This is a genomic window from Mangrovimonas sp. CR14 (genome assembly GCF_011764015.1).
GTDB classification, from domain to species: domain Bacteria; phylum Bacteroidota; class Bacteroidia; order Flavobacteriales; family Flavobacteriaceae; genus Mangrovimonas; species Mangrovimonas futianensis.
Genome location: NZ_JAAFZY010000007.1, coordinates 80,362 through 105,876, shown reverse-complemented (window position 1 = coordinate 105,876; position 25,515 = coordinate 80,362). Strand labels below are relative to the sequence as shown.

Sequence of the window (25,515 nt, the reverse complement as noted above, 5' to 3'; positions counted from 1 at the left end):
GGTAAAGATCTTAGTGATGCAGATGTCATCCAATCTGGTAACTAAAGCTTAGCGAGTGGTTAAGAAAATTAGTATGATACAATCTTATTTACTTGTTTTTTTTATTCCATAGCGTTCTAACCAAGCAAGCGGTTCAGTCAGATTATGTTTATTAAATTCTAAATGTATTACTCGTCTTTTCATGCCGTTTGTGGTTCTATTTGAAGCGTGTAAAGTCAAAGGTTTCATTAACATGGCTCCACCTTTTTCCACCTCACAAACATACTCTTTGTCTAAATTCCAATCTTTTGATTCAGCACGAACTATTCCATTTAGGTGAGATTTAGGGATTACCTTTAAAGCGCCATTATTTCTATTTGTTTTGTCTAAATGAATTCGGATTGTTATGGTGTCTTCCAAAACCTCAATTGGTGGTTGAACACCGTATTGACCTTTTTTAAAAGTCCAATTTGTATAATTTTCCAATTCCATTTTTTGGTCAACCGAAATGCTCAAATCTTGATGATAAGCAACAAACCAATTCGATTTGCTTGGTTTGTCAAAATAGATTGCTTTGGTCAGAAAATATTCAGATTCAGAAAGGTCAGAAATTAATTCAATCAACTTTTCGTTAAACAGCAAGACACTCAATTCAGGTATATTTTTGATTAATTGCCTAATCGCAAATAAATCCTTTGTTTTCATAAACGTATTCCCGTCTTGTTCGGCATTTTCGATACAAGCTAAAATTCCGTTTATTTCATTGTCGGAATACAAGTTATCTAAAACGGAAAATCCATTTTCTTCTAGTTCTATTTTATTCTTTTCGTAGTTCATTTTTTAGCAAGTACAAAAACGGTATGTATCCAGTTTTTTGATTCAAAACCCGTTGGCTTGTAAGAAGTAGTCAAGAACGCTTAATTACTTACAGTTATTGGTAGTAATTTTAATTTATATTCAATACAGCTGAAATATTAACCTCTTTTTCTGAATTTTTATCTTTTAGTTTTGCAGTCAATTTGCAAGGGTTGTTAATTTGACCTTTTGCAAAAGTAAGTTTAGCTGTAACTTGACTTTTCACGTCTTTATAATTCACTCCTTCTTCTTCGTAGGCACTTAATAGGTTAGGGTTGGAAAGTATTTCATTACCATTGTTGTCTTTTAAGTCAATTGAGAAAATAGGAAATACCTTGTCATTAGTTAGTTCCAAACCTTCTATTTCATTAAGAATTAAGATAAATAGATGTTCCGAGCTTACTTCATTGTCAAAAACAGGTTGTTTTAAAGTTTCATTCCATAGATAAATTGTAGAATACTCTATACCGTTGCTTTTGATATCTAATAGGTCGTTTTTCTTAACTGTAAATGGCAGTTCATAGTTAAATGCTCCATTTCCTTTTTTATCGGTAATTTCTACATAGACTTTGTATTTTTCATTATCGTAATTTGGTAAAGCAGTTATGAAATTTGCTTGTAATTGGAGTGGCGAAAGTTCGGTCCCGTTCTTCAAGCTTTTTAATAGGTTTGGATTAGATAAAACAGTGTCTTTCTCATTTTTTACAATGTACATTGATAATTCTGGATAGGTTTTCCCATCAGAATAAGTTAGTCCAGTAACATTATTAAATATAAGGTTAACTTTTTCTCCAAACACAAATTCATTTCTATTGTCAGTTTCTCCGTTAATTTCTATAATAATATCATCAACTCCAATTCCATCACCTCTGGAATAAGCTCCTGTAGTCAAATCTTTTTCTACTGATTGGTTAAATTGGCAAGAAACGATTGTCGCAATCGAGATTAATAATGTAAATGTTTTAATTTTCTGCATTTGGTTTTTCATTATTGTTGCTAATGGTTTGTCTCTAATGATTTCGGTATGGAATAATACGCAAGATTATCCGAAGAGAGATCAAGCTGGTTATATATCTTACTTTCGGTTTCTGCACTAAATATACCGTTTCATCAGTTGGCTTCTTTGTCGGTTAAATTCTGTCCACACCAAGGACAAAAGTTAATTTCAATTATAGAAGTTCCTCCATCGTGAATAGGAATTCCGTAAGTTCCATCGGTCCTTTTATTAATCACAACATCGACATCTCCATATTTTATATTTCCTTTTTTGTCTAAACTTTCGAATATTTGGTCTGCCATTTTTAAGCAACATATGGATTCCGAATCAAATTTATTTTTGCGGAATTTTTCCTCTAAAGTCCATTCTTGAAATTCTATATTATCGTTAATCTCTTCGATATATCTAATATAATTAGGGTCATTCCATTTCACATTCGCATTTAAGTCAGAAGTGAATTTTTGATGCAATATTTTAAAATCTTCGAATGTCATTTTTTAGCTTGCAAATAAAAACGATATAATCCCACGGCTGTGTTTATTCTCTGATAGGTGCACCCAAATATAAAGAAATACCTACAAGTAAAAGGAATTTGAAAACATGGAATCGGCTAAATTATTATTGTCGGTCAGTAAAACGAAGAAACCAAAACTATTTAAAATTTCAAAGTAGGATTTTTGGTTTATAAAAGGGGCTTGTTGAATTCTGTTTGGAGACAGTATCTGTTTTCTGTTTAAAATAAAAAAGTAATTGATTAATTGGTTTCACTCCCTATTGTATCCCTTTTTAGGTCTTAAAAATGTTATAGATAGTTAAAATTTATGCATATCTCTTTTTTTTTGTTGAAATTTCCTGTTAACAAGCTCCCCCTGAGCATTAAATTAAAGCATGTCTATGGTGAATATTTTTACGTTTTTGCAAAGTCTTTTAAATACTCATAAAATTTATTTCCCATTTTGTCTCATCCTTATCTTCAGTTTTACGCATTCCCATGCACAGGAAGGAGTTAGGAAAATTTCTCAAGTTTTCTATTTCACTGGGAATACAGGGGTAGATGAATCTCATTATACTCAAGAAGTTCTTTCTGCCATTTCCCAGATGTCTCAAGCTGATGACAAAGCTACCTTTGTGGCTATAGGTAATATAACGGGTAAAAATGGATTCCCTCCTAAAAAGAAAGCCCGGAAAAGAGCGGAAGAGCTCTTACAGAAAACCTTGATGGAACCCATGCAAAATTTTAATGGACGCGTCATTTATACCCCTGGGAAAAATGAATGGAACAAGAATGGCCATGAGAATATAGATGATATGGAGTCTTTTATTCAAGATAATAGCAAAGCTGAATTTTGGCCAAATGATGGTTGTGTGAGAGAAATAGAAGATTTGGATACCGATAATGTGGAACTTCTTATGATTGATTCCCAGTGGTTTTTGGAAGATTGGGATGAACAATTGTACATCAACAATAAATGTGATATTAAAACCAGAGAGCAATTTTTTTCAAAATTTAAAGACGACCTAAAGGATGAACAAAACAAAACGGTTATTGTAGCCATCCATCATCCAATATTGAGTAATACCAGACGCGGATTCCTTGAAAAAATTGGAGGTGTCAAAAAGGAAGATTATTACAGTCAGCAGCGTAAAAAACTACGAGGTGCTTTAGAAACCATGGCCAGTATGTTTCCAGATGTGATTTTTGTTTCAGCCAGTGATGAAAATCTACAATATCTTTCAGATGACGGTATCCCACAAATTATTAGTGGTACAGGAGGGAAAAAAACAAGAAAGGCTAAAGCTGATAAGAAAGATGGACAATTTGCGTCACGTGATCATGGCTTTGCTAAACTGACCGTTTATAACGATAACAGCTCAGAGGTAGCGTTTTATTCGGTTGAAAATGGGACCGCTCAAAAGGTATTCAGTAACATCATAAAAAGACAACAAACTACCATGGATGAGGTGTCCTTCCACGATATTAGTGACTGGCCAGCAACCAAAAAAGCATCGATTTACACTTCAGAGGAGACCTCTAAAAGTTTGCTTTACAATTTCTTTTGGGGCACCCATTATCGAGAGGTTTACAGTAAAGAAGTGGAAGTCCCTGTATTGGATTTAAGTAAATTACCGGGTAATCCAGTAGCTATTTCAGAAGGAGGTGGAAATCAATCCCGTTCAGTTCGCATTAAAGATGAAGAGGATCATGAATATACCTTAAGAGAGCTTCGTAAAAGCGCGGTGCGGTTTATTCAATCGGTGGTGACAGATCATTATGTAGAAGATTATATGGATAATACGGTGGCCGAAAGACTGGTTCAGGATTTTTATACCACCGCCCATCCGTATGCCCCTTTTGCACTTAACCCTATGCTTGACACTCTCAACATTTATAATGCTGAACCTGAAATTTATTACTTGCCTAAACAAAAAAACCTGAACATTTTTAATGAAGATTATGGTGATAAGCTTTACATGATGGAAACCCATGCAGGTGATGAGAATAAAGATAATCCCAAATTTGGAGCTCCCGATGATATCGTATCGACTTCAGACTTGCTGAAGGATATGAGCGAATCCAAAGAATATCAGATTATGGAATCTGAATGGATAAAAGCCCGATTGGTGGATATGTTAATTGGCGATTGGGACCGACATTCTGACCAATGGCGTTTTTCAGAGTTTGAACAAGATAATGATATCAAGTTATATAGGCCCATACGTCGTGATCGTGATCAAGCTTTTCCAAGATATGACGGCCTGCTACTTAAATTGCTCAAGTTGGTGATTGTTGACTTCAGAAAAATGCAAGATTTTGAAAAAGGATATAAAAACATAAAATGGCTCAATTTTGATGGGTATTCATTAGATCAGGCTTTTATAAAGAATCTCTCATGGGAGGATTGGAACAAGCAGGTAGAATTGATCCAAAATAGATTAAGCGATCAGGTTATTGAAGATTCTTTTAAGGTTTTGCCCAATGCGGTTCAGGACCAATACACAGAGGACATTAAAATAGCTTTAAAAAAGCGTCGAGATGAATTGGCTGAGCCGGCACGTGCATATTATGAGTATTTGAATCGGGTTCAAATCATTACGGGAACAGAGGATGATGATATGTTTTTAATTACGCGGCTGCCAGAAGGTAAAACAAAGGTTTCAATTGAAAGTGATGATAAATTGGTTTTTGAGCATACCTATAACAAAGGCCTTACCAAAGAAATATGGCTATATGGTTTGGATGGTAAAGACGAGTTTCAAATAGTAGGGGAGGGGGATCATTTAATCAAGCTGAAACTGATGGGAGGAGAAAATAATGACACATATAATTTTGAAAACAATCGTAAGGCGAAACTTTATGATTATAAAAGTAAAAAGAACACCATCAAAGGACATAGTAAAAAATGGTTGGTAGACGATTATGATATTAACAATTACAATTCTGAAAAGAAGAAGTATACAACCAATACGGTTTTTCCTGCCATAGGGTGGGATCCAGATGCTGGCTTTAAGGTAGGATTTTCAGATACTTTTACAACCTATGGACTAGCAAACAATCCTTTTAAATCACAACATACTTTTGGAGTTGCCTATTTTTCAGCAACCTCGGGATATGAGTTCACATATTCTGGAGAATTTGCACATGTGTTCCACAATTGGAATTTTGGTATTGAAGCCGGATTTACCAGTCCCAATTATGCCATGAACTTTTTTGGTTTTGGAAATGAAAGTGCGTATGATGATAATGCCGTAGACAAACAATACAATCGAATTGGGATTGCCCAATGGTATGTAGCACCTTCCCTCATTTATAGAAACGAGCACGGTATGAAGTTCACTATAAAACCGATAGTTGAATCTCATAAGGTAGATTACAATGCCCAAGAAGCCACAGGAGAATTTTTCAACCCAGAAAACGATGTATTTGAAAGTCAAATGTATGCCGGAGGTGAAATATCTTTCCAATATAAAAACAAGGGCAATCAATTAGCCTTTGTAAGACGGGGTTTTCAGTTTGACTTGACTACGGGTTACAAAACCAATATAGATGAATTTAATAATGAATTTCTGTATTTAAAACCTTCGCTATCCATTGACTATCCCATTCATGAAAGTGGCATAGCCGTGTTAGCAACCAAAATAGGCAGCCAGATGGTATTTGGTGATAATTATGAGTTTTATCACGGTGCGACCTTAGGTGGGAATTTTAGCCTTAGAGGGTATCGAAACGAACGTTTTAATGGAAAGACAGCTTTCTACCAAAGTACAGATTTAAGAGTGGGAATAGCCAAGTTCAGAACTAATTTTGTTCCTATAAGAATGGGAGTTACTGCAGGTTTTGACTATGGTCGGATTTGGGTCGAAGATGACCAGTCTCAGGTGTGGCATAACAACTATGGAGGCTCTATTTTTATTAATGGGTTTAATGCTCTATCGGGTAATTTGGGACTGTATCACGGAGCAGATGGTAACAGATTTACATTTTCTTTAGGATTTACTTTTTAGAAAGCATGGAGTAAATGTACTATGCAGATTGGCCAAAATCAAAACCAATTGTTTCCCTGAATAGTTGAGGTGATATATCAGTTTGCTTTTTAAAGAATCTGCTGAAATAATATTCATCGTTATAACCTAATTCATAGGCAATTTCTTTGATGGTTTTGTGGCATGACATGAGCACGCAGTGTGAACCGGCGTGGCAAAATCAGCTAGGGTTTTCGGGTTATGAACTCCGCTTTTAATAAACTAAAAGACTGTTTTTTAGTGAGTTACAAAAATTAAAAATTTTAAATCGTATGCACTTTTGTATGCAAATTTAACCTAAGGATTAATTAATGATTTTATTGCAATTTAAAATAATATTGAGATTTAAAAAAACATATTTGATTTCCTATAACCATTAGAAGTATTCTGTTGAAAATGACATATTTTAATAAAATCATCTATTTTTTTAGGCTTCCATTTTTCATAATATTAATTTTAAGATATTTTAAAAAAAAATTAAATAAAACAACTGATAGTTATAGGAATTGTTGCTTTTTGTTAGATTTGGTGTAAACTTTACAATATATTAACTAAACCAATGGATCTTGTATTTGAGTCTATTCGTAAAGGAGATCAAAGTGTCTTCAAATCTTTTTTCGAGAAGAACTATGAAGATTTAGTTATCTATGCTAATGGATTTCTTTTTGACCAAGATTCTAGTCAGGATTTAGTACAAGAAGTATTTATTTATATATGGGAGAATGCCAAATCCATTGATATTCAAGTGTCCTTAAAAAGTTATTCTTATACAATGGTAAGAAACCGTTGCTTAAACTTCTTAAAAACAATAAAGATCACCGATGATTACGAGCTTTTGGATTTAGCTTTAAATTTGGTTTCTGAGCACGAAATTTCTCTTAGTGATGAAGACGAGAGAAAAATACTAAATCAGCAAGTGTCTAAAGCTCTTACTTCTTTACCCGATCGTATGCAAGAAATCGTCAAATTAAAATATCTTAACAATTACAAATATTCTGAAATAGCTTTGGAACTTAATATTTCCGTCAATACAGTAAAAACACAATTGAAAAGAGCAAAACTTAAAATTGCGGAAATCATATCTATTTTGGCTATTATGTTTGAATCCCATCAATAAAGAAGGTGTTTTTAAACTAATTTTTTATCTAAATTTCTGTTTTTTTAATTTTTTTTAAATTTTTTGTCACCCTTTTTTAGGTTTTATTTGTCTAACATATAAAGGCCAAATAAATCCGAAATGGAATTTAGATTAATAATTAAGAAAATAAATAATAACCTCACTCCTGAGGAGGAGATTGTATTCTCCAAATGGTACCAAGAGTCTGAACACCATAAAAGGTATTTTGAAAATGTAAAGACAAATTACAATGCAGATTCACTCAATATAAATCTTGAAGGTGAATGGAAGAGGCTTCAAAAAAGTATTAAACCAAAAAGTTCTAAAAATATATATTGGAAATTTGCAGTGGCAGCATCAGTTGCTTGCTTCTTTGCTGTTTCTATATACTTTAATTCCAAAAATAAACCTTCTTTAATAGAGCCAGTTATTGTAGATAATCAAATCCTTACAGGAACTGACAAGGCAGTATTAACCTTAGGAGATGGTTCATTTGTAGAACTTGAAAAAGGAAAGTTATATGAGACCGAGTATGTCAAAAGTGATGGAGAGGAATTAGTATATAGTTCTGGTACAGAAGGGGGCAACCTGGAATATAATTATTTAACCATTCCTAGAGGTGGTCAGTTTACCTTAAGTTTATCAGATGGAACTCAGGTTTGGTTAAATTCTGATTCTCAATTAAAATTCCCTGTTGCATTTTTAAATAACCAAGATAGAGAAGTTGAATTAGTCTATGGTGAAGCCTATTTTGAGGTTACACCTAGCTCCCAAAATAACGGGTCTAAATTTGTTGTTTCTAACACAAATCAAAAAATTGAAGTTTTAGGAACAGGATTCAATGTGAAGGCTTACAAGGATGAAACCTTTATTTACACCACTTTAGTTCATGGTAAAGTACAGGTTGCTTATGAGGAGTATAACCAAATTCTTATGCCAGGACAACAATCAACCATAAATTTAGTGAAAGAAAATTTGGCAATAGCTGATGTTGATATTGAGCCTGAAATCTCATGGAAGGAAGGTATTTTTAGTTTTGATGGAAAATCATTAAAGGATATTATGAAAGTGCTTTCGAGGTGGTATGATTTTGATATTGTTTTTGAAAACAAAAAAATTATGGATGAGCAGTTTGTAGGTGTTTTAGGAAGAGATCAAACTATTGTTGATGTTCTGAAAAGTATTAAAAACTACGGACTTATTACCAATTTTAAAATTGAAGGAAAACTAATAACTATAGAATAAAAATAAAAAAAGCGAAGAGCTTAACATTTGGCGGTGTGAGGTCTCTTCGCTATTAATTGATGTATTAATTAATCGGATGTCTAACTAACACAATTCAAATTTATGAAAATTAAATTAAATCATGTGCCTTCAGGTTTGTTTGGAAGGCGACTTCTTCTTTTATCTATGAGAATGTTTATTTTTCTTTTTTGCGTCACCGTTTTTGGTTTAAATGGCAAAGACTCATTTGCACAGCAAAAAATTACTATTGATGATAATAAATCAGTATCTGTGGATGAAGTATTTCAAATAATCAAACAACAAACTGATTATCATTTCATTTATCCTAAAAATTTGTTTCAGGATGCACCCAAAGTTCAACTCAAAAAAGGTGAGTTTTTTGTTGGAGATTTATTAAACGAAAGTTTAAAAAATAGCAATTTAAATTATGTCATGGGTGAGCATAATACCATTCAGATTATTAAAAATAATTATTCTGCTACAGCTCAAGGAATACAGATTTCAGGAAAAGTAACAGATGAAAATGGTATTCCATTGCCTGGTGTAACAGTTTTGGAAGCCAATACTCGAAATGGGGTTGCTACTGATTTTTCAGGGAATTATACTATTAAGGTTTCGGATGTACAAGCTGTATTAGAATTTTCTTATGTTGGATTTACAACAAGAAAAATAGATATATCTAACTTAAATAATTATTCTTCGGATAATGTTATTAATGTAGTTTTAAAGGAGTCCATTAATTCTCTAGATGAAGTTGTTTTAACTGGTTATCAGGAGCTTTCTGAAGAGAGAACAGCGGGGTCTTTCACACAAGTTGGGGCAAGCCAACTTGAACAGCGACCTTCTGGAACAAATATTATTGAGAGAATCACTGGTCAAGTTGCAGGTTTGAATATAAACCCGAGGTTCAACAATTTTGAAATAAGAGGGCGTTCTACCATATTAAGTGCCTTTGCCAATCCTTTAATAATTGTTGACGGCTTCCCTTTAGCAGAACAACAAAATTTAGAGTCAATCAATCCAGAAGATGTTGAATCTATCACCATTTTGAAGGATGCATCTGCATCATCAATTTGGGGGTCTAGGGCCTCAAATGGTGTGGTTGTAATTGTAACTAAAAGAGGAGGAAAAAACCAACCCTTGAAAGTAGATTTTTCAAGTTTTGTCAAAATGGAAAATAAAGTTGACTTAAGTGACTTAAACCTTATGTCTACTTCTCAAGAAATGGATTTAGATCAAGAATTTATTGATAAGGGATGGACAAATATCAATGGATTGGTAGGCAGTAATTCCAGTATCAATGATTTTCATATGGCTCAAATATATAGGAATGGGCTTTCTCCTGATGGTGTTACTTGGTCTCAAAACACCTATAATAACTATATGAATGAATTGAGAAGGAGAAATATTGAGAACGATTGGGAAAAGTATTTTATAAGAAATGCTATGCAAAAGACCTATAATTTATCTCTTTCAGGAGGAGGTGAACGTAATGCTTTTTTCGGGTCACTGTCATATACGGATGTTGAAGGGCAAACCATTGGCGATGATCAAGAAAGGTATACCATGAATATGCGTAACACCTTTGATTTTAATGATAAAATTGCTTTCACTGCTGGTATGACAGCTGTTTTAAGGCAACAGAATGATAACAGTTTTGATACTCAATATGGAGCTTTTAACCCAATAGATATGTTTTATATGGCGCAGCCTTATGATCAATTGGTTGATGAAAATGGGCAGTATATTCAAAAGTATTATAGCTGGAACCCTTGGATGTCTCAAGACCGTGAACCGCTTGTTGGAGCTCCCTACACCTATAATTATTTAGAAGAACACAGAAATCTGGACAATGATAGAACCTTATTAGATATTAGGGCTGATTTTAAATTAGATGTAGAGATACTTAAAGATTTAACTCTTAGTAGTTCTTTTAGGTATGAGCGTAATACGAATGATTATGATTCCTTTAAATCAATGAATTTGCCTTCTTGGCGTAATATGGTCAATGATTTCTATATCTATGACAGTAATACAGATTCGTATCAATATGGTATTCCAAAAGGATCACAATATTTGCAAGAGCGTACATATTCCAAAGGATGGGTCTTTCAGAACACATTGAATTGGGATAAGGAATGGGGTGATCACCAATTGAATGTATTTGCTGGAGGAGAATACTCTAGGAGATTTACAGAGTTTTTGCGCAATAGACAATTTGGGTATGATAAAGAATCAACTACCTATTTGCCAATTAATGAAGCAGCTTTGTTGAGTTATAATTTAGTCGATTGGACTGGAGCTAGATTATATGATTTCTATGCAGCTGAATTGTTTGATATCAACAATCAAGATAATCGCTTTGTAAGTTATTTTTCTAATATGGGGTACACTTTCAAAAATAAGTATACCCTAAACGGAAGTTTCAGAATTGATCAAGCAAATATTTTTGGAAGTAATCCAGATTTTAGATACAAACCCTTATGGTCGGTGGGTGTAGCATGGGATGCAGCTAAAGAAGCTTTTTTGGATAATGCAAATTGGATTAACCGATTGAAGGTGAGAGCTACCTATGGACTTGGAGGAAATAGTTTGATTGGAGTTTATCCAGAACCTACTGCTCGAGTTCGAAACATTACATGGGGTAATACCTATAATAGTTTAGTACTTAGTCAACCTGGAAATTCCGATTTGAAATGGGAGGAAACCGCAACTACCAATTTAGGTGTTGACTTTGCTTTTTTCAACAACAGGCTATCTGGAAGTATAGATTATTATATTAAAAAGAGTACTGATGTCTATACATCAAAAGTAATTGACCCCACTGTAGGTTGGTCAACAGCAAGAGTAAATTATGCAGATATTGATAATAAAGGTGTGGAGTTGCAATTGAATGCAGATGTCATTAGAAGTAATGATTTTACATGGTCGGTTAGAGCCAATTTCAATTACAATAAAAATATTTTAGCTAAGGCAAAATTAACCAATGCTCCTACAGCTGATAGTTATACAGGAGGAAATGCATATGAAGAAGGTATGCCAATTGGTGGGCTTTATGCTTATAATTTTGCTGGTTTAGATGACAATGGGGAAGTGCTACTTTATGATGCTAATGGTAATACAAGATCTTGGAGAGGAACGGTTGATATTGATGAATTGGAGTACGTGGGAACTACAGTGCCTCAACACTATGGTGGTCTTTCTACAACCTTCAATTATAAAGGTTTGGATCTTACTGTTAATATGAACTATCAAGCTGATTATGTTTTCAGAATGTCTTATAACTATGCATCTGCAGGCTATGGCTCTTACAATAACTATGATTATGGGTTTGGGAATATTAGACTACATCAAGAGTGGGCAAACCGTTGGATGAATCCTGGTGATGAAGCATTCACAGATGTTCCAAAAGTATTCTATAATGGTTTAAATCCTATGACCGGAGAATATGAAAATAGATATGATACAAGCGCAATGCACCGCATTTGGAATCAATCTAATCGAAATGTTCACAAAGGGGATTACCTAAGAGTTCAAGATATTATTTTGGGGTATACAATGCCAAAGAAATTTTTAGATCGTACGTTCTTAACCAATCTTCGATTGACTATGCAGGTTGCCAATCCTTTCTTGTGGGTGGCTAATGATTTAGGAGTAGATCCTATTGCACCTAATTCAGAGGCTTATACAAATTTAACTAGTTACACTTTTGGAGTGAGAGTCTCCTTTTAAATGATGTTAAAACAATATAAAAAGAGCAAAACTATGAAAGCAAAATATATTATTTATATAGTAATCATATTCGTATCATTTACATCATGTCAAAGTCCCGATGACTTTTTGGATGTTGAACCAACAGGTTATATTATTCCCTCAACATTGGAGGATTATGACAAAATGTTACTCGATTATGCCATATTACGTTCTGTTGGCACAAATGCAAGGTTTATAGATCCTGATGTATACCACACGGAGGAAAGTTTTAATAGTATTTCCAATAGCACACCAAGTGTGAATGCATATACTTGGCAGCATGATATTTTCAATCCAGATGATGCAGATAGCGATTACAATAATTTTTATTATTACATCCACGTTATGAATCAAATTTTGGAAGATGTAGATACTGCTGAGCCTGGAAATTTTGACCCCTCGAAAAGAAATAACATTAAAGCAGAGGCATTGGCTCAAAGAGCTTTTGAATATTTTTTAACAGTTAATCAGTATGCACATCATTTTGATCCATCAAACCCAGATGAACCAGGGGTAGCGATGCCTTTAGAAATTGATCTTCAGGCATTATTGGGGAGATCTTCGGTTAGTGAAGTTTATGCTCAAATTTTAACAGATTTAAATGAAGCTATAGCCTTATTGGATTCAAATTATGATGCCATTAATTCCTATGCTAATTTTAGACCAGGTCGTGCTTCATTATATGCTTTACTTGCAGAAGTTAATTTGTATATGGGCAATTTTGAAGAAGCAGTTGAAAACTCTAATCTTGCTTTAGAGCAATATGATTTTCTGTATGACTACAACACTATTGATTTTACAAATCCATCAAATCCATGGTCTGGTTATAACAATGGAAGTCAATGGTACTCTAGTACGCTAAATAAGGAAGTTATATGGGACCGATATATCTATTGGTCATTTGCAAATCCATTTCATCTCTATTCTCCAGATTTGGTTTCACTTTATGATCAGGATAATGATCGAAGATGGTATTTATTTGCAACTCAAACATCAAGTACGGGTATTGATGTGTCTCCAAATTATATTTACATGTACGCCAATTCAGAGCGATGTAATGGGCTAAGTGTACCTAGATTAATGCTAACAAATGCTGAAGCCAAGGTGCGCACTGGAGATGGTCAAGGTGCTATTGATATGTTAAATGTTTTGCTGCCTAATAGATTAGAATCCTTTACGCCACTTGCTTTTACTGACAATGCTACAACCTTACAATTGGTGAAGGATGAAAGAAGAAAGGAATTAGCGGGCTCATCTTTAAATCTATTTGACCAAAAAAGATACCATGTGTATGGCGACGAAGTACCTGTCTATACAAGAATTCATCCTTTAACAGGAGAAGAGTTTACTTTAAGTCCAGGAGATGATGGCTATGTGGTTAGAATTGCTCAATCCATAAGAGATGTAAACCCCAATTTAAACTAAATCACAAGTTGAGGGATGTTCTTTAAGGAACACCCAAAGTATATAACCTATAACTTTAATTAAAAAACATTAGTAATGAAAAAAATAATTTTGTTATGTCTGGGCTTATTATTGCTTCCAATTGTTCAATCTTGTGAAGAAAATGATGATGTGAAAATGCCAGATCCTTATGAAATCACATGGAGAGATGATGCTTATTTGAAATTTACACCTTCTAATGAAAATGGGTCAAACCAATTTGAATATTATGTTGAATTGGAGACCGGAGGTGAGGAGTATTGGTACTTAACCTCAATCGATTATGAAGTGTCATTGGAAATAGGAGATTTCCCTATTTCTGATATAAGTAAAGTTGAAATTTATGCTTTTGCAGAGGAAAACAATGATGGAACATTTAATTATTTGGGTGGTTCTGAAGGAAAGTTACTTGAAACAATAGTAGACCCAGAAAGCACATTTATGATTACTGTAACCAAAGACCAACTCGCAGACCTTTTTAGTAGTGAATTTTCACCTAACCATAACGGGGACGTTTTGGTAAGCGATATATTTGAATTTAAATGGGTTATTACTGGGCAAGATGGTGCTGTTGTGGATACTCGTAAGGATTGTTTTGACTTTAATTGTACCTATTCTATGGGGTCTAGAATTGTGGAAATTGCTCCTCCTATTTGGGAAGGTACCTATGATTATGAATGGATTGAGGTTTCTGCTGGAGGTGTTACTTGGGGTGATGTAGAGGTAGGCCAAACAGGAACCATTTCTATGGCACTTCAACCAGGTAGTTTTACTGTTTATGACGTAAGTGATTTATCTTGTGATTATTATTACGGAGGACCAGGAGCTCTTAGTTACAGTTATGATACTGGTTTAGTGGAAATTATAGATGACACTTGGAGGCAGCAACAATGGAATATTATTGATGTTGATGGCCCAACAATTACAGTGGAATGGACCTATTATTACACTGTTTCCTATGATGAATATGGAACATTTACCCTTACCAGAACAGATGGTCAAGATTGGCCTTCAAATATTTATACCAATTAGAGTCCTTTTTAAATAACAATCAATATCTAGATTATAAGTTATTAAACCTTGCCAAAACGAAGGTGAAAAAAATCTTCGTTTTGGTTTCCAAAAAACATATAGACATGAATATTAAAGCAAACCTCCTTTTGCTTACGGCCATTCTTATGCTTAATTGTAAGTCAAACAAGTCTGGTGAAGAAGTGAGAGAAACACCAAAAACATTCACATTAAATGCTAATATAAAAGGACTTGAGAGCGATTATTTGGTATACTATGAAAAAGATGATAAGGATCCGTCTGGTTATCATAGAGATACCCTTTGGATAAAAGATCAAAAATTTACTTTCAAGGATTCTATAGAGGGTTATAAGTTATATTACATAGGTGTTCCTGAAGCTCTAAGAAGTTATAAGGTAAAGGTAGGGGACAAGGAATATCAAGCTTCGGTCAAAGCACATTTAAGCCGATTATGGTTCATTGGTTTTCCTGGAGCTAAAATCTCCTATAATGGAAAAATAGTAGATTATATGGTAGATGCATATCCTTCAGATTCATTAGGTATTAATAATGATTTAGCGCTGATTAACTCACAAATATTCCCTCTTTTGAATACCATGGATTCTATTTCAGTAGCTATTTCTACTAGTGATTTAAATGAAGAAGAGGTAAAAAGCCTATATGAAAGAAGGGATAAGTTAGGTAAGGAAGTAACTGTCCTAAAAACGGATTTTATTAAGTCGCATCCCAAATCTATTGCTGCATCCTATGTCTTTAATGATGCCTACTACAGAAGATACTTTACACATGAAGAAGCAAAGGCTCTATTTAATGGTTTTGATAGCTCAACTTTGGACGGTACTCCTTTTTATGAAGAAGCTAAAGAGCGAATTTCAGCAGTTGAAAATACAGGAATCGGAATGTCTGCTCCAGAACTCACTACATTGAACACCTTAAATGGTAAAGAATTTAAATTGTCAGAATTAAAAGGTAACTATGTTCTACTGGATTACTGGGGAACGTGGTGTGGTCCTTGTATGGCGGAAATTCCAAAAATTAAGGAGTATAGTCAAAAATATGCCAATAAAAATTTTACGGTTGTAGGGGTAAATCAAGGAGATACAGATAAAAAATGGAGGGATATTATTGAAAAAGAAAATTATGATTGGACCCACATAAGAAGCACCAATGAAACGAATCTCTTAATTCCTTTTAATGTCAATTCTTTCCCAACAAAAATTGTTTTAGATCCAAAAGGCAAAATTATTTATAGCTCTAAGAATCCAGAAAAGATTGATATGTATCAAATGTTAGATGATATTTTTTCTACTAAATAAAGAAGGTTAGTTATAACATTCCATCCTCTAATTAAAAGTAATTATTAAAATGAAGAAGTTATTTTATTTGCTAGTTTTTGCCCCTCTTGCTTTTCTTTCCTGTTCTCAAGAAACAGAAAAGAAAGACTATGTTCTTATCAATGGAACTATTTTAAATTCAAGAACGAATAAGTTACAGTTCAGTGGTATGATAAACTCCTTGTCAAAAACCATTGATTTAGATAGTACAGGAACATTTAAAGATACCTTAAGAATTAAGGCCGAGAACTTGATGGTTTATGATGGCAGCAATCTCTTGTATTTATATTTAGAAGCAGGGGATGACTTAGAAATTAACTATGATAGTGAGAATTTTAATGAAACCATTCAATTTAAAGGTGTTGGATCAGAAATCAATAGTTACTTAATTTCAAAAAGGAGGAAAGAAAAGGAAGTTATTGGAAAGGATGTGAATAAATACCTTTTAGACGAATCAACATTTAAATCAAAGCAAGATGAAGTTCGTAATGTTTCTAAGGCTTTACTTGATGTTACTGAGAATTTACCAGAAAAGTATATAGAAAAGGAAAGAAGAAATATAGAATATACCTATTTAAGTAATCTTTCTAACTATGAAGCTAACCATGCTTATTATGCTAAAGATTCAACTTTTAAAGTTTCCCAAGGATTTTTGAAGGAACTTGACAATTTTGACTACAATAGAGAAGAAGACTTTTTATTTTCTTATGCATATTATTCTTTGTTGAATGATTATTGTAAAAGAGAAGCCAATGAACTATCAGAAGCTACCGGTATTGCTGAAGACCTGGCAATATTAAAGACTTATAATACCTTATCTAATCAAACCATTAAAGATTTATTACTCTATAAAAAAGCTCAATTTGGTATTACTTATACCAACGAATTAGAAGCTTACTATGAAGAATTTATGAAAGGATCGAGTAATGAAGAACATAAAAAGGAAATTACCAATAGTTATCATGAGCTCAGAAAAGTGGCAAAAGGGAATCCTTCACCTAAGTTCCTAGATTATGAAAATTTTAAGGGAGGAACTTCCTCTTTAGAAGATTTTAAGGGTAAGTACATTTATATAGACGTTTGGGCTACATGGTGTGGACCATGTAAAGCAGAAATACCACATCTAAAAAGAGTTGAAGAGAAATATCATGATAAAGACATAGAATTTATTAGTATTTCCATAGACAGGAAACAAGATCGTGATAAATGGAAAAAAATGGTGAAAGATGAAAATTTAGAAGGCGTTCAATTAATGGCTGATAATGATTTTAAATCTCAGTTTGTTCAAGATTACTACATTAAAGGTATTCCAAGGTTTATTTTATTGGATCCAGAAAGTAATATAATTATGGCAAATGCACCAAGACCTTCCAATTCAGAATTAGAGAAAATTTTAGAGCAACTCCTGGATTAAGTAATTACACAAACTATTCACAGAAATTTTTCAATAACAAAGGGAATTATTTGAATTAGTCCATAACACCTTCAGTTTACTTTAGCTGAGGGTGTTATAAAAAACTAAATAATCCCATTTCAATAATTATAAGTAACAAGTAGTTTTTAGTTTTTTGTTTAAAAGGAAGGCCGCCTCAGACCATATTATTTTGAGGCGGTTCTTTAAGCAATGAATTAAATTTTACTACTTAAATGCAAACACAACCTTAATGAATATGAAACATATAAATTTTAAAAACAACAAGTCACTCCTTTTGGTCCTATTTTTTTTGGGCTTATTTAAAGGCTTCTCCCAACAAAATGATTTTCATTGGGAAGAGAAAACTTCAAATGGTTATACGTATAAATATGTCTCTAATGACCCCATGCAGGCAAGGTTTTATACCCTAGATAATGGATTGCAGGTTATCTTAAGTGTCAATCAAAAGGAACCTCGAATAGCTGTAAATATTGCAGTTAGAGCAGGAAGTAACAATGATCCTAAAGAACATACAGGGTTGGCTCATTATTTAGAGCATATCCTTTTTAAAGGGACTGATAAGTTTGGTTCATTAGATTGGGAAAAGGAAGCTCCCTTGTTGCAGGAAATTGAAGAACTTTATGAAGTATATAATAAAACAACAGATCCAGATGAGCGGAAAGAAATTTATACTAAAATAGACCAAGTATCAAATGAAGCGTCAAAATATGCAATTGCAGGAGAGTATGATAAGCTCATGACAGAAATTGGTTCTCAAAGTACAAATGCTCATACTTGGGTAGAGGAAACAGTTTATAAAGAAGATATACCATCAAATGCTATTGATAAGTTTTTAGATATACAGGCAGAACGTTTTAGGAATCCTGTAGTTAGACTTTTTCATACAGAATTAGAAGCCGTTTATGAAGAAAAAAATAGATCCTCAGACAATGATGGTAGAAAAGTGATGGAAAAAATGAGTGATGCTCTTTTTCCTACGCACAATTATGGGCAACAAACGACGATAGGTACCATAGAACACTTAAAAAACCCTTCTATATCTGCCATTAAAGACTATTATCAAACCTACTATGTGCCAAATAACATGGCTATCATCATGGTAGGCGATTTTAATCCAGACTTGCTAATAGAAAAAATAGACAATCATTTTTCCTATATGGCGGCTAAAACATTTGATGGCTATAATCCAAAACCAGAGAAACCAATAAGTGAACCAATTACAAGAGAGGTCTTTGGTCCAACAGCCGAAAATATACGTATTGCTTGGAGGACTCCTGAATATAATTCAAAAGATGCCAGAATCTTATCTTTAATTTCAAATGTTTTGAGTAATGGAAAGGCAGGATTACTTGATATTAATATCAAGCAAAAACAGGTTTTGCAGGAGGCCTATAACTTCCATATGCAACTTAAGGATTATGGAGTGTTTGCCGTTGCAGGAACCCCAAAGGAAGGTCAATCTTTAGATGAAGTTAAAGATATTTTGATGGGGGAGATTGAGAAGTTAAAGAAAGGGGATTTCAGTAGTGACCTTCTAGCAGCTATAATATCTAATTACAAACTTCAGGAGCAACAAGCATTAAAATTTAATAATGGAAGATTGAGTTCTTTACTTAGCGTATATATAAAAAGTAATTCTAATGCATGGGATGAGGAAGTGGCCTCATTAACCAATTTGTCAAAAATAACGAAGGAAGATGTTGTTAGGGTAGCAAATAAATACTTCAGAGAAAATTATGTAGCTGTATATAAAAGAAAGGGAACGGATAAGAGTATAATGAATGTAGAAAAGCCGCCAATTACTCCTATTGAAACTAATGCAGGTAAACAGTCGGCTTTTGTGAAAAATATAAAATCAATGAAGGAGGAACCCATTCAACCAAGCTGGGTTGATTTTAAAAAGGACCTTCAAAAAGTATCCTATGGGAATACCGAATTGCTATATGTGCATAATGATGAAAATCAATTATTCAATATGACATATCGTTTCGATATGGGAGAATATCACAATGCTTATTTGCCTTTAGCAATAAGTTATTTTAAATATTTATCTACCAATAAATATTCGTCAGAAGAATTGAATAAAAAATTATACGCGTTGGCGAGTAATTATTCTATTAGTGTTAGTAATGAGGAAACTACAGTAAATTTTTATGGGCTTAATGAGAATTTTGATGAGCTAATCTCATTGTTTGAATATGTTATCTCCAATTGCGAAGCCAATGAAAATGCTTTAGAAGAATTAAAATCAAGAATTTTTAAAATTAGGAAAGATAATAAATCAAATAAGAGAAATATTTTTTCTGGTTTGAACAATTATGCAGTTTATGGTGAGAAAAACCCGTTCAACGATGTGTTGTCCAATGAGGATATTCAAAACATTACATCAAAAAAATTGGTTGACTTATTACATTCATTGTTAAAGTTTAAACATGAAGTGTCCTACTATGGTCCATTAACGGTTAAGGAGCTTGAAACTAAGTTGAAAGTCAATCACCCATTACCTAAAACTTTTAATTCCTACCCGCAAAAGAAAACATTTAATTATACCAAGCAGTTAGAAAACAAGGTATTGTTTGTTGACTATGACATGGTACAAAGTGAAATAAGATGGGTAAGAAATGTAGAGCAATATGATGTTTCTCAAGAGCCTATGATATCCATTTTCAATGAATATTTTGGTGGTGGAATGGGATCTATCGTTTTTCAAACTATTAGAGAGTCTAAGGCATTGGCCTATTCTACTTATGCATCCTATACCATTCCATACAAAAAGGAACAGATGTTTCAAATGAGTGCTTATGTTGGGAGTCAATCAGATAAAATGTTAGAAGCCGTGGCTGCCATGAATGAGCTATTAAATGATTTACCTGAGGATAAAGAATCATTTAAATTGGCTAAAGAAGCTATAAAGAAATCCATTCAGACACAAAGAATTACAGAAGGCGAGCCTATTAGATTATATTACAACGCTCTAAAAAAAGGAATTGATTATGATTTAAGAAAATCTATTTATGAAGCTGTAGATATGATTGATTTTGAGCAAATTAAAGATTTTCATAATCAAAAGGTTGCAAATAAGTTCTATACCTATTGTATAGTTGGTTCAAAAGATCATATTACTACTGAAGATCTTGAGAAAATAGGAGAACTTCAAATGGTAAGCTTGGAAGAACTATTTGGATATTAATGTAAACAAGAAAAACAATTTGAAGTGATGAAAAAGTACTGGATACTTATCTTATTAATTTTTTATGGATTCCATGCATCTTCGCAAATACATGATCCAGTAAAGTGGAAGACCTCTGTGGAACAAATTTCTGAAACAGAGTATCATTTGATAACAGTTGCAGATATTGAGGCGGGATGGCATTTGTATTCTCAAACAGTTCCAGAAAACGGCCCTATTGCGACAACGTTTACCTATGAGAATGGAGAGGAGAGCTTTAAAATATTAGGAAACACTTCCGAAGAAGAAGGCCATATTGTGGACGATCCGGTTTTTAAAATGAAAATCAAGTATTTTGAAAAATCAACCGTTTTTAAACAAAAAATACATGTAGATAAGGAGTTCAAAACTATTAAAGGATTTGTGGAGTTTATGGTGTGCGATGATAGTAAATGTTTGCCACCTACCGAAGTTGAATTGGTTTTTAATCTTGTTGAAGGTACAACCCAAGCTGGACAAAATCTAGAAAACAATACTGTTGATAATAATCAAACAAATAAGTTATTGTATGGGATGGTTCCAGAGGATATTCAGTTAACTACAAATACTTCAGTTGAACAAAAATCATTTTGGAGTATATTTGGTTTAGGCTTTTTAGGGGGATTACTAGCACTTTTGACACCTTGTGTATTCCCAATGATTCCTTTAACGGTGAGCTTTTTCACCAAAAAAGGAGACCAGAATAAGAGCTCAGGTGTTTCAAAAGCTCTTCTTTATGGTTTTTTTATATTAATGGTTTATTTAATATTGAGTGTTCCGTTTCATCTTTTAGATTCGGTAAACCCCGATATTTTAAATGAAATATCCACCAATGTCTGGTTGAATATTGTGTTTTTTGCCATATTCATGTTTTTCGCTTTTTCATTTTTTGGATATTATGAATTGACATTACCGGCAAGCTGGACAAATAAAACAACCAAGGGAGAGAATGCTGGTGGAATTATTGGAATTTTCTTTATGGCATTAACCCTTGCTATAGTGTCTTTTTCTTGTACAGGTCCTATTTTAGGTTCGTTGTTGGCTGGTTCATTGACAGCTGATGGTGGGGCGTGGCAACTTACAACAGGTATGGCCGGTTTTGGTTTGGCTTTAGGTTTACCTTTTGCCTTGTTTGCCATGTTCCCTAATATGATGAATGCTTTACCTAAATCGGGTGGTTGGCTTAATACTACCAAGGTCATATTAGGATTTTTGGAATTGGCTTTGGCATTTAAGTTCCTATCAAATGCCGATTTGGTTAAAAGGTGGGGGATCTTAAAGTTAGAACCTTTCTTGATCATTTGGATTATTATTTTTGTAGGGCTGGCATTGTATCTTTTTGGAAAAATTAAATTTCCTCATGATTCACCTATCAAAAAAATATCATTCCCTAGAATAGCAGGAGGCATTTTGGTTACATGCTTTGTCATTTATTTGGCATCGGGATTTAGGGTAAATAAAGAGACTAATACGTTTACATCATTAACCTTGTTAAGTGGTTTGGCACCACCAGTGGGATACAGTTGGATCTTGCCAAGTACAACTACAAATAATTTAAAAACCTTTAAGGATTTGAAAGAAGGTATTGCCTATGCTAAGCAGGTCAACAAACCCATCATGATTGATTTTACGGGATATGCCTGTGTGAATTGTAGAAAGATGGAAGAGCATATTTGGCCTTTAGAAAACATAGACAATTACTTAAGGAATGAATACGTACTCATTTCCTTGTACGTGGATGATAAAAAGGATCTTCCTGAGGATCAACAAATAGAGGTGAACAGGGTCAATGGGGGGACAAGACGACTTAAAAATTACGGTCATAAATGGGCCAATTTTCAAACCCAATTCTTTAAGTCCAATTCCCAACCGTACTACGTCTTGTTCAATCCGAATAAAAATGAAGTGTTGACAGAGCCCGTGGGATATACCCCAAGCGAAGAAGAATATGGGGTTTTCCTGCAAAATGGATTAGAGGTTTTTGAAAAACAAATTAGGCGTTAATTTTTAAGGATTTTTAAAAGATGGATTCAGAGGTAAAAGATACAACGCAACTTGAAGCTTATTTTTCAAAGTTTAGGGAGCATATTGTAGGCAATGATCAGGAATTTGAATCACCTTATGGCAAGAAAAAAATCTTGTATGCCGATTGGACAGCCAGTGGCCGCTTATATCGACCAATAGAGGATAAACTGCTCAATAACATTGGTCCATTTGTGGCTAATACACATACCGAGACATCCATCACAGGTTCGGCCATGACTTTGGCCTACCATCAGGCCAGGACGATTATCAAAAGGCATGTCAATGCCTCTGCAGATGACGTTTTGATAACGACAGGAACGGGCATGACTGGAGCTATCAATAAATTTCAGCGTATTTTGGGAATAAAGCTCAATGAGAACCTGAAAGATCACACAAATGTTCCAACAGAGAAAAGACCAGTTATTTTTGTTTCCCACATGGAACATCATTCCAACCAGACTTCTTGGCTGGAAACCATTGCCAAGGTAGAAGTTATTCCTTCGGATGAAAAAGGGTTGCCTTGTTTGGAGAACTTGAATGAACTGTTGAAAAAGCATCAATCGGTTCCTTTAAAAATAGCTGCTATAACAGGTTGTTCTAATGTGACCGGTATTAGAACCAATTATCATGATATTGCCAAATTGATGCATCAGAATAATGGGCTATGCTTTGTTGATTTTGCCTGTTCAGCACCTTATGTTGCTATTGATATGCATCCTGAGGATGAGGAGCAATATTTGGATGCCATTACATTTTCACCACATAAATTTCTGGGTGGACCTGGGTCTTCAGGCGTATTGATTTTTAATAAAAAACTTTATAAAAATCTAGTGCCCGATAATCCTGGAGGCGGAACAGTTTCCTATACAAACCCGTGGGGAGATCATGATTACATCGATGACATAGAAACCCGTGAAGATGGTGGCACACCAGGGTTTCTACAGGCTATAAGAATCGCATTGTCCATTCAGTTAAAAGAAGAAATGGGTGTTGAAAACATTTTGAAAAGAGAGCACGAGCTCAATAAAATTGTTTTTGATAGACTTTCAAAAATTGACAATCTAACAATCTTAGCAGAAGAGCACACCGACAGATTGGGTGTATTTTCATTTTATATTGAAAATGCGCACTACAATTTGGTTGTCAAGTTACTTAATGATCGCTTTGGGATACAAACCCGGGGTGGTTGTTCTTGTGCAGGTACCTATGGACATTACCTATTGCATGTAGATCAGTTGACTTCAAAAGCCATAGAACAGAAGATATTAGAGGGTTGCCTTATGGAGCGTCCAGGTTGGGTAAGGATGTCCATTCATCCAACCATGACTAATGAGGAATTAGAAAGTATATGTGATGCCATTGAAGCAGTATCCAAATCTTTTTCTGAGTGGGGCAAGGATTATACATACAACGCCTCCAAAAATGAATTTTTACATGTAAGTAACATGAATACCGAAGAGTTAATTACCAATGATTGGTTTGATATATAGGTAGAAAATAAATGCATATTATTAGTTTAGGAATATGAACATAATCTTAATTTTTAATGTAGGAAAATGTATCATAATATAAACTGATTCTAAATTAAAAGTACTCAACATTTTATAATCTCAATTTAGGATATTATAAACTCAATTTAGGTATTTTTGTTATGTAAAATAACATTTGGCTATTAATTAAAATTATTTTAAGTATGAAAAACATTACTTTCAAAAGTAATGTCATGTCTTGGTTTTTATATAAACCTATGGCAATGGTATTGCTTTTATTATTAGGAACTTTTGTGAGCTATGGTCAAGCTGGACCACCTCCTACGGCAGTTTGTCAAGATGCTACAGTGCAATTGGGAAATAATGGAACTGTCAGCATTGTGGCTGCCGATTTGGATAATGGATCTACAGTATATGATGGAAGTTCAATGACACTTTCTTTAAATATAACGGATTTTGATTGTAATGATGTTGGTACGCCTGTAGAGGTTATATTAACAGTTACTGATGATTTGGGTAGGGATGATACCTGTACTGCAACGGTTACAGTTACTAATCCAACTTTAGAAATAGTTTCTGCCTATTCAAATGACATCTGCTTTGGAGAGGCATCCAATTCCGGTAGCATAAACCTTGAATGGACGGGTGATGCTGAAAATATATCGGTGACCTTTCCGGGCGGCGGCTGGAGCTATAATTCTGGTCTGGAAGACGGGCAGCTAAACATAATGCCTTTGACCGCTGGGACCTATCAGATAGAGATATTGGATTATTGCGGAGAGACCGTTACAACTGAAGTTGAAGTACTACAGTTAGACGAACTAGCCATTACTGGAGCCTATTCAAATGACATATGTTTTGGAGAGGCATCCAATTCCGGTAGCATAAACCTGGAATGGAACGGTGCAGCAGAAAACATTTCTTTATCCTTTCCGGGCGGCGGCTGGAGCTATAATTCTGGTCTGGAAGACGGGCAGCTAAACATAATGCCTTTGGCCGCTGGGACTTATCAGATAATGATATTGGATGTTTGCGGAGAGACCGTTACAACAGAAGTTGAAGTATTACAGTTAGACGAACT

General features: G+C 34.0%; 15 protein-coding genes and 1 pseudogene. 12 read left to right on the top strand and 4 right to left on the bottom strand.

The window, feature by feature from the left end:
- Positions 1-84 precede the first annotated feature (84 nt).
- The 3 genes from GZ212_RS14040 to GZ212_RS14030 all read right to left on the bottom strand — a co-directional run bounded on the left by GZ212_RS14040 (position 85) and on the right by GZ212_RS14030 (position 2,325).
- Positions 85-816, bottom strand: a complete 732-nt coding sequence (locus GZ212_RS14040; protein ID WP_166961516.1) for a phytanoyl-CoA dioxygenase family protein — start codon at positions 814-816, stop codon at positions 85-87.
- Between the two features lie 109 nt (positions 817-925).
- Positions 926-1,810: a hypothetical protein gene (locus GZ212_RS14035; protein ID WP_166961513.1), complete on the bottom strand. Its 885-nt coding sequence runs from the start codon at positions 1,808-1,810 to the stop codon at positions 926-928.
- Between the two features lie 134 nt (positions 1,811-1,944).
- The gene (locus GZ212_RS14030) at positions 1,945-2,325 is read right to left on the bottom strand and encodes a hypothetical protein (RefSeq protein WP_166961510.1); all 381 of its coding nucleotides are present in this window, start codon (positions 2,323-2,325) and stop codon (positions 1,945-1,947) included.
- Positions 2,326-2,725: 400 nt separating this feature from the next.
- Between GZ212_RS14030 and GZ212_RS14025 the strand changes: the two genes are divergently transcribed.
- Positions 2,726-6,334, top strand: coding sequence for a metallophosphatase (locus GZ212_RS14025; RefSeq protein ID WP_166961507.1), 3,609 nt, complete (start codon positions 2,726-2,728; stop codon positions 6,332-6,334).
- Positions 6,335-6,353: 19 nt separating this feature from the next.
- Here GZ212_RS14025 and GZ212_RS14020 read toward each other — a convergent pair whose 3' ends face one another.
- A complete protein-coding gene (locus GZ212_RS14020; protein WP_206080454.1) occupies positions 6,354-6,503 on the bottom strand; it encodes an AraC family transcriptional regulator in 150 nt (49 codons plus the stop codon).
- 408 nt (positions 6,504-6,911) lie between these two features.
- Between GZ212_RS14020 and GZ212_RS14015 the strand changes: the two genes are divergently transcribed.
- The 11 genes and pseudogenes from GZ212_RS14015 to GZ212_RS16090 form a co-directional block, all read left to right on the top strand.
- Positions 6,912-7,469, top strand: coding sequence for an RNA polymerase sigma factor (locus GZ212_RS14015; RefSeq protein ID WP_166961504.1), 558 nt, complete (start codon positions 6,912-6,914; stop codon positions 7,467-7,469).
- Between the two features lie 120 nt (positions 7,470-7,589).
- Positions 7,590-8,714: a FecR family protein gene (locus GZ212_RS14010; RefSeq protein WP_166961500.1), complete on the top strand. Its 1,125-nt coding sequence runs from the start codon at positions 7,590-7,592 to the stop codon at positions 8,712-8,714.
- A 102-nt stretch (positions 8,715-8,816) separates the two neighbouring features.
- Positions 8,817-12,446: a SusC/RagA family TonB-linked outer membrane protein gene (locus GZ212_RS14005; protein ID WP_166961497.1), complete on the top strand. Its 3,630-nt coding sequence runs from the start codon at positions 8,817-8,819 to the stop codon at positions 12,444-12,446.
- Positions 12,447-12,479: 33 nt separating this feature from the next.
- Positions 12,480-13,892, top strand: coding sequence for a RagB/SusD family nutrient uptake outer membrane protein (locus GZ212_RS14000; protein ID WP_166961494.1), 1,413 nt, complete (start codon positions 12,480-12,482; stop codon positions 13,890-13,892).
- Positions 13,893-13,967: 75 nt separating this feature from the next.
- Entirely contained in the window at positions 13,968-14,942 is a 975-nt protein-coding gene (locus GZ212_RS13995) for a hypothetical protein (RefSeq protein WP_166961491.1), read from the top strand.
- 104 nt (positions 14,943-15,046) lie between these two features.
- Complete coding sequence (locus tag GZ212_RS13990; RefSeq protein ID WP_166961488.1) at positions 15,047-16,258, top strand: TlpA disulfide reductase family protein; 1,212 nt, start codon at positions 15,047-15,049, stop codon at positions 16,256-16,258.
- A 49-nt stretch (positions 16,259-16,307) separates the two neighbouring features.
- Positions 16,308-17,690 (top strand): TlpA disulfide reductase family protein, encoded by a 1,383-nt coding sequence (locus GZ212_RS13985; RefSeq protein ID WP_166961485.1) that lies wholly within the window; start codon positions 16,308-16,310, stop codon positions 17,688-17,690.
- A gap of 256 nt (positions 17,691-17,946) precedes the next feature.
- The gene (locus GZ212_RS13980) at positions 17,947-20,901 is read left to right on the top strand and encodes a pitrilysin family protein (protein WP_166961482.1); all 2,955 of its coding nucleotides are present in this window, start codon (positions 17,947-17,949) and stop codon (positions 20,899-20,901) included.
- 27 nt (positions 20,902-20,928) lie between these two features.
- Positions 20,929-22,923: a protein-disulfide reductase DsbD gene (locus GZ212_RS13975; protein WP_166961479.1), complete on the top strand. Its 1,995-nt coding sequence runs from the start codon at positions 20,929-20,931 to the stop codon at positions 22,921-22,923.
- 20 nt (positions 22,924-22,943) lie between these two features.
- Entirely contained in the window at positions 22,944-24,434 is a 1,491-nt protein-coding gene (locus GZ212_RS13970) for an aminotransferase class V-fold PLP-dependent enzyme (protein ID WP_166961476.1), read from the top strand.
- Positions 24,435-24,637: 203 nt separating this feature from the next.
- Positions 24,638-25,515, top strand: a pseudogene (locus GZ212_RS16090) (hypothetical protein); the annotation flags it as partial.

Coding starts and splice junctions, on each gene's coding strand:
- GZ212_RS14040 (WP_166961516.1), bottom strand. CDS start 816: ATGAACTACGAAAAGAATAAAATAGAACTAGAAGAAAATGGATTTTCC.
- GZ212_RS14035 (WP_166961513.1), bottom strand. CDS start 1,810: ATGCAGAAAATTAAAACATTTACATTATTAATCTCGATTGCGACAATC.
- GZ212_RS14030 (WP_166961510.1), bottom strand. CDS start 2,325: ATGACATTCGAAGATTTTAAAATATTGCATCAAAAATTCACTTCTGAC.
- GZ212_RS14025 (WP_166961507.1), top strand. CDS start 2,726: ATGGTGAATATTTTTACGTTTTTGCAAAGTCTTTTAAATACTCATAAA.
- GZ212_RS14020 (WP_206080454.1), bottom strand. CDS start 6,503: ATGTCATGCCACAAAACCATCAAAGAAATTGCCTATGAATTAGGTTAT.
- GZ212_RS14015 (WP_166961504.1), top strand. CDS start 6,912: ATGGATCTTGTATTTGAGTCTATTCGTAAAGGAGATCAAAGTGTCTTC.
- GZ212_RS14010 (WP_166961500.1), top strand. CDS start 7,590: ATGGAATTTAGATTAATAATTAAGAAAATAAATAATAACCTCACTCCT.
- GZ212_RS14005 (WP_166961497.1), top strand. CDS start 8,817: ATGAAAATTAAATTAAATCATGTGCCTTCAGGTTTGTTTGGAAGGCGA.
- GZ212_RS14000 (WP_166961494.1), top strand. CDS start 12,480: ATGAAAGCAAAATATATTATTTATATAGTAATCATATTCGTATCATTT.
- GZ212_RS13995 (WP_166961491.1), top strand. CDS start 13,968: ATGAAAAAAATAATTTTGTTATGTCTGGGCTTATTATTGCTTCCAATT.
- GZ212_RS13990 (WP_166961488.1), top strand. CDS start 15,047: ATGAATATTAAAGCAAACCTCCTTTTGCTTACGGCCATTCTTATGCTT.
- GZ212_RS13985 (WP_166961485.1), top strand. CDS start 16,308: ATGAAGAAGTTATTTTATTTGCTAGTTTTTGCCCCTCTTGCTTTTCTT.
- GZ212_RS13980 (WP_166961482.1), top strand. CDS start 17,947: ATGAAACATATAAATTTTAAAAACAACAAGTCACTCCTTTTGGTCCTA.
- GZ212_RS13975 (WP_166961479.1), top strand. CDS start 20,929: ATGAAAAAGTACTGGATACTTATCTTATTAATTTTTTATGGATTCCAT.
- GZ212_RS13970 (WP_166961476.1), top strand. CDS start 22,944: ATGGATTCAGAGGTAAAAGATACAACGCAACTTGAAGCTTATTTTTCA.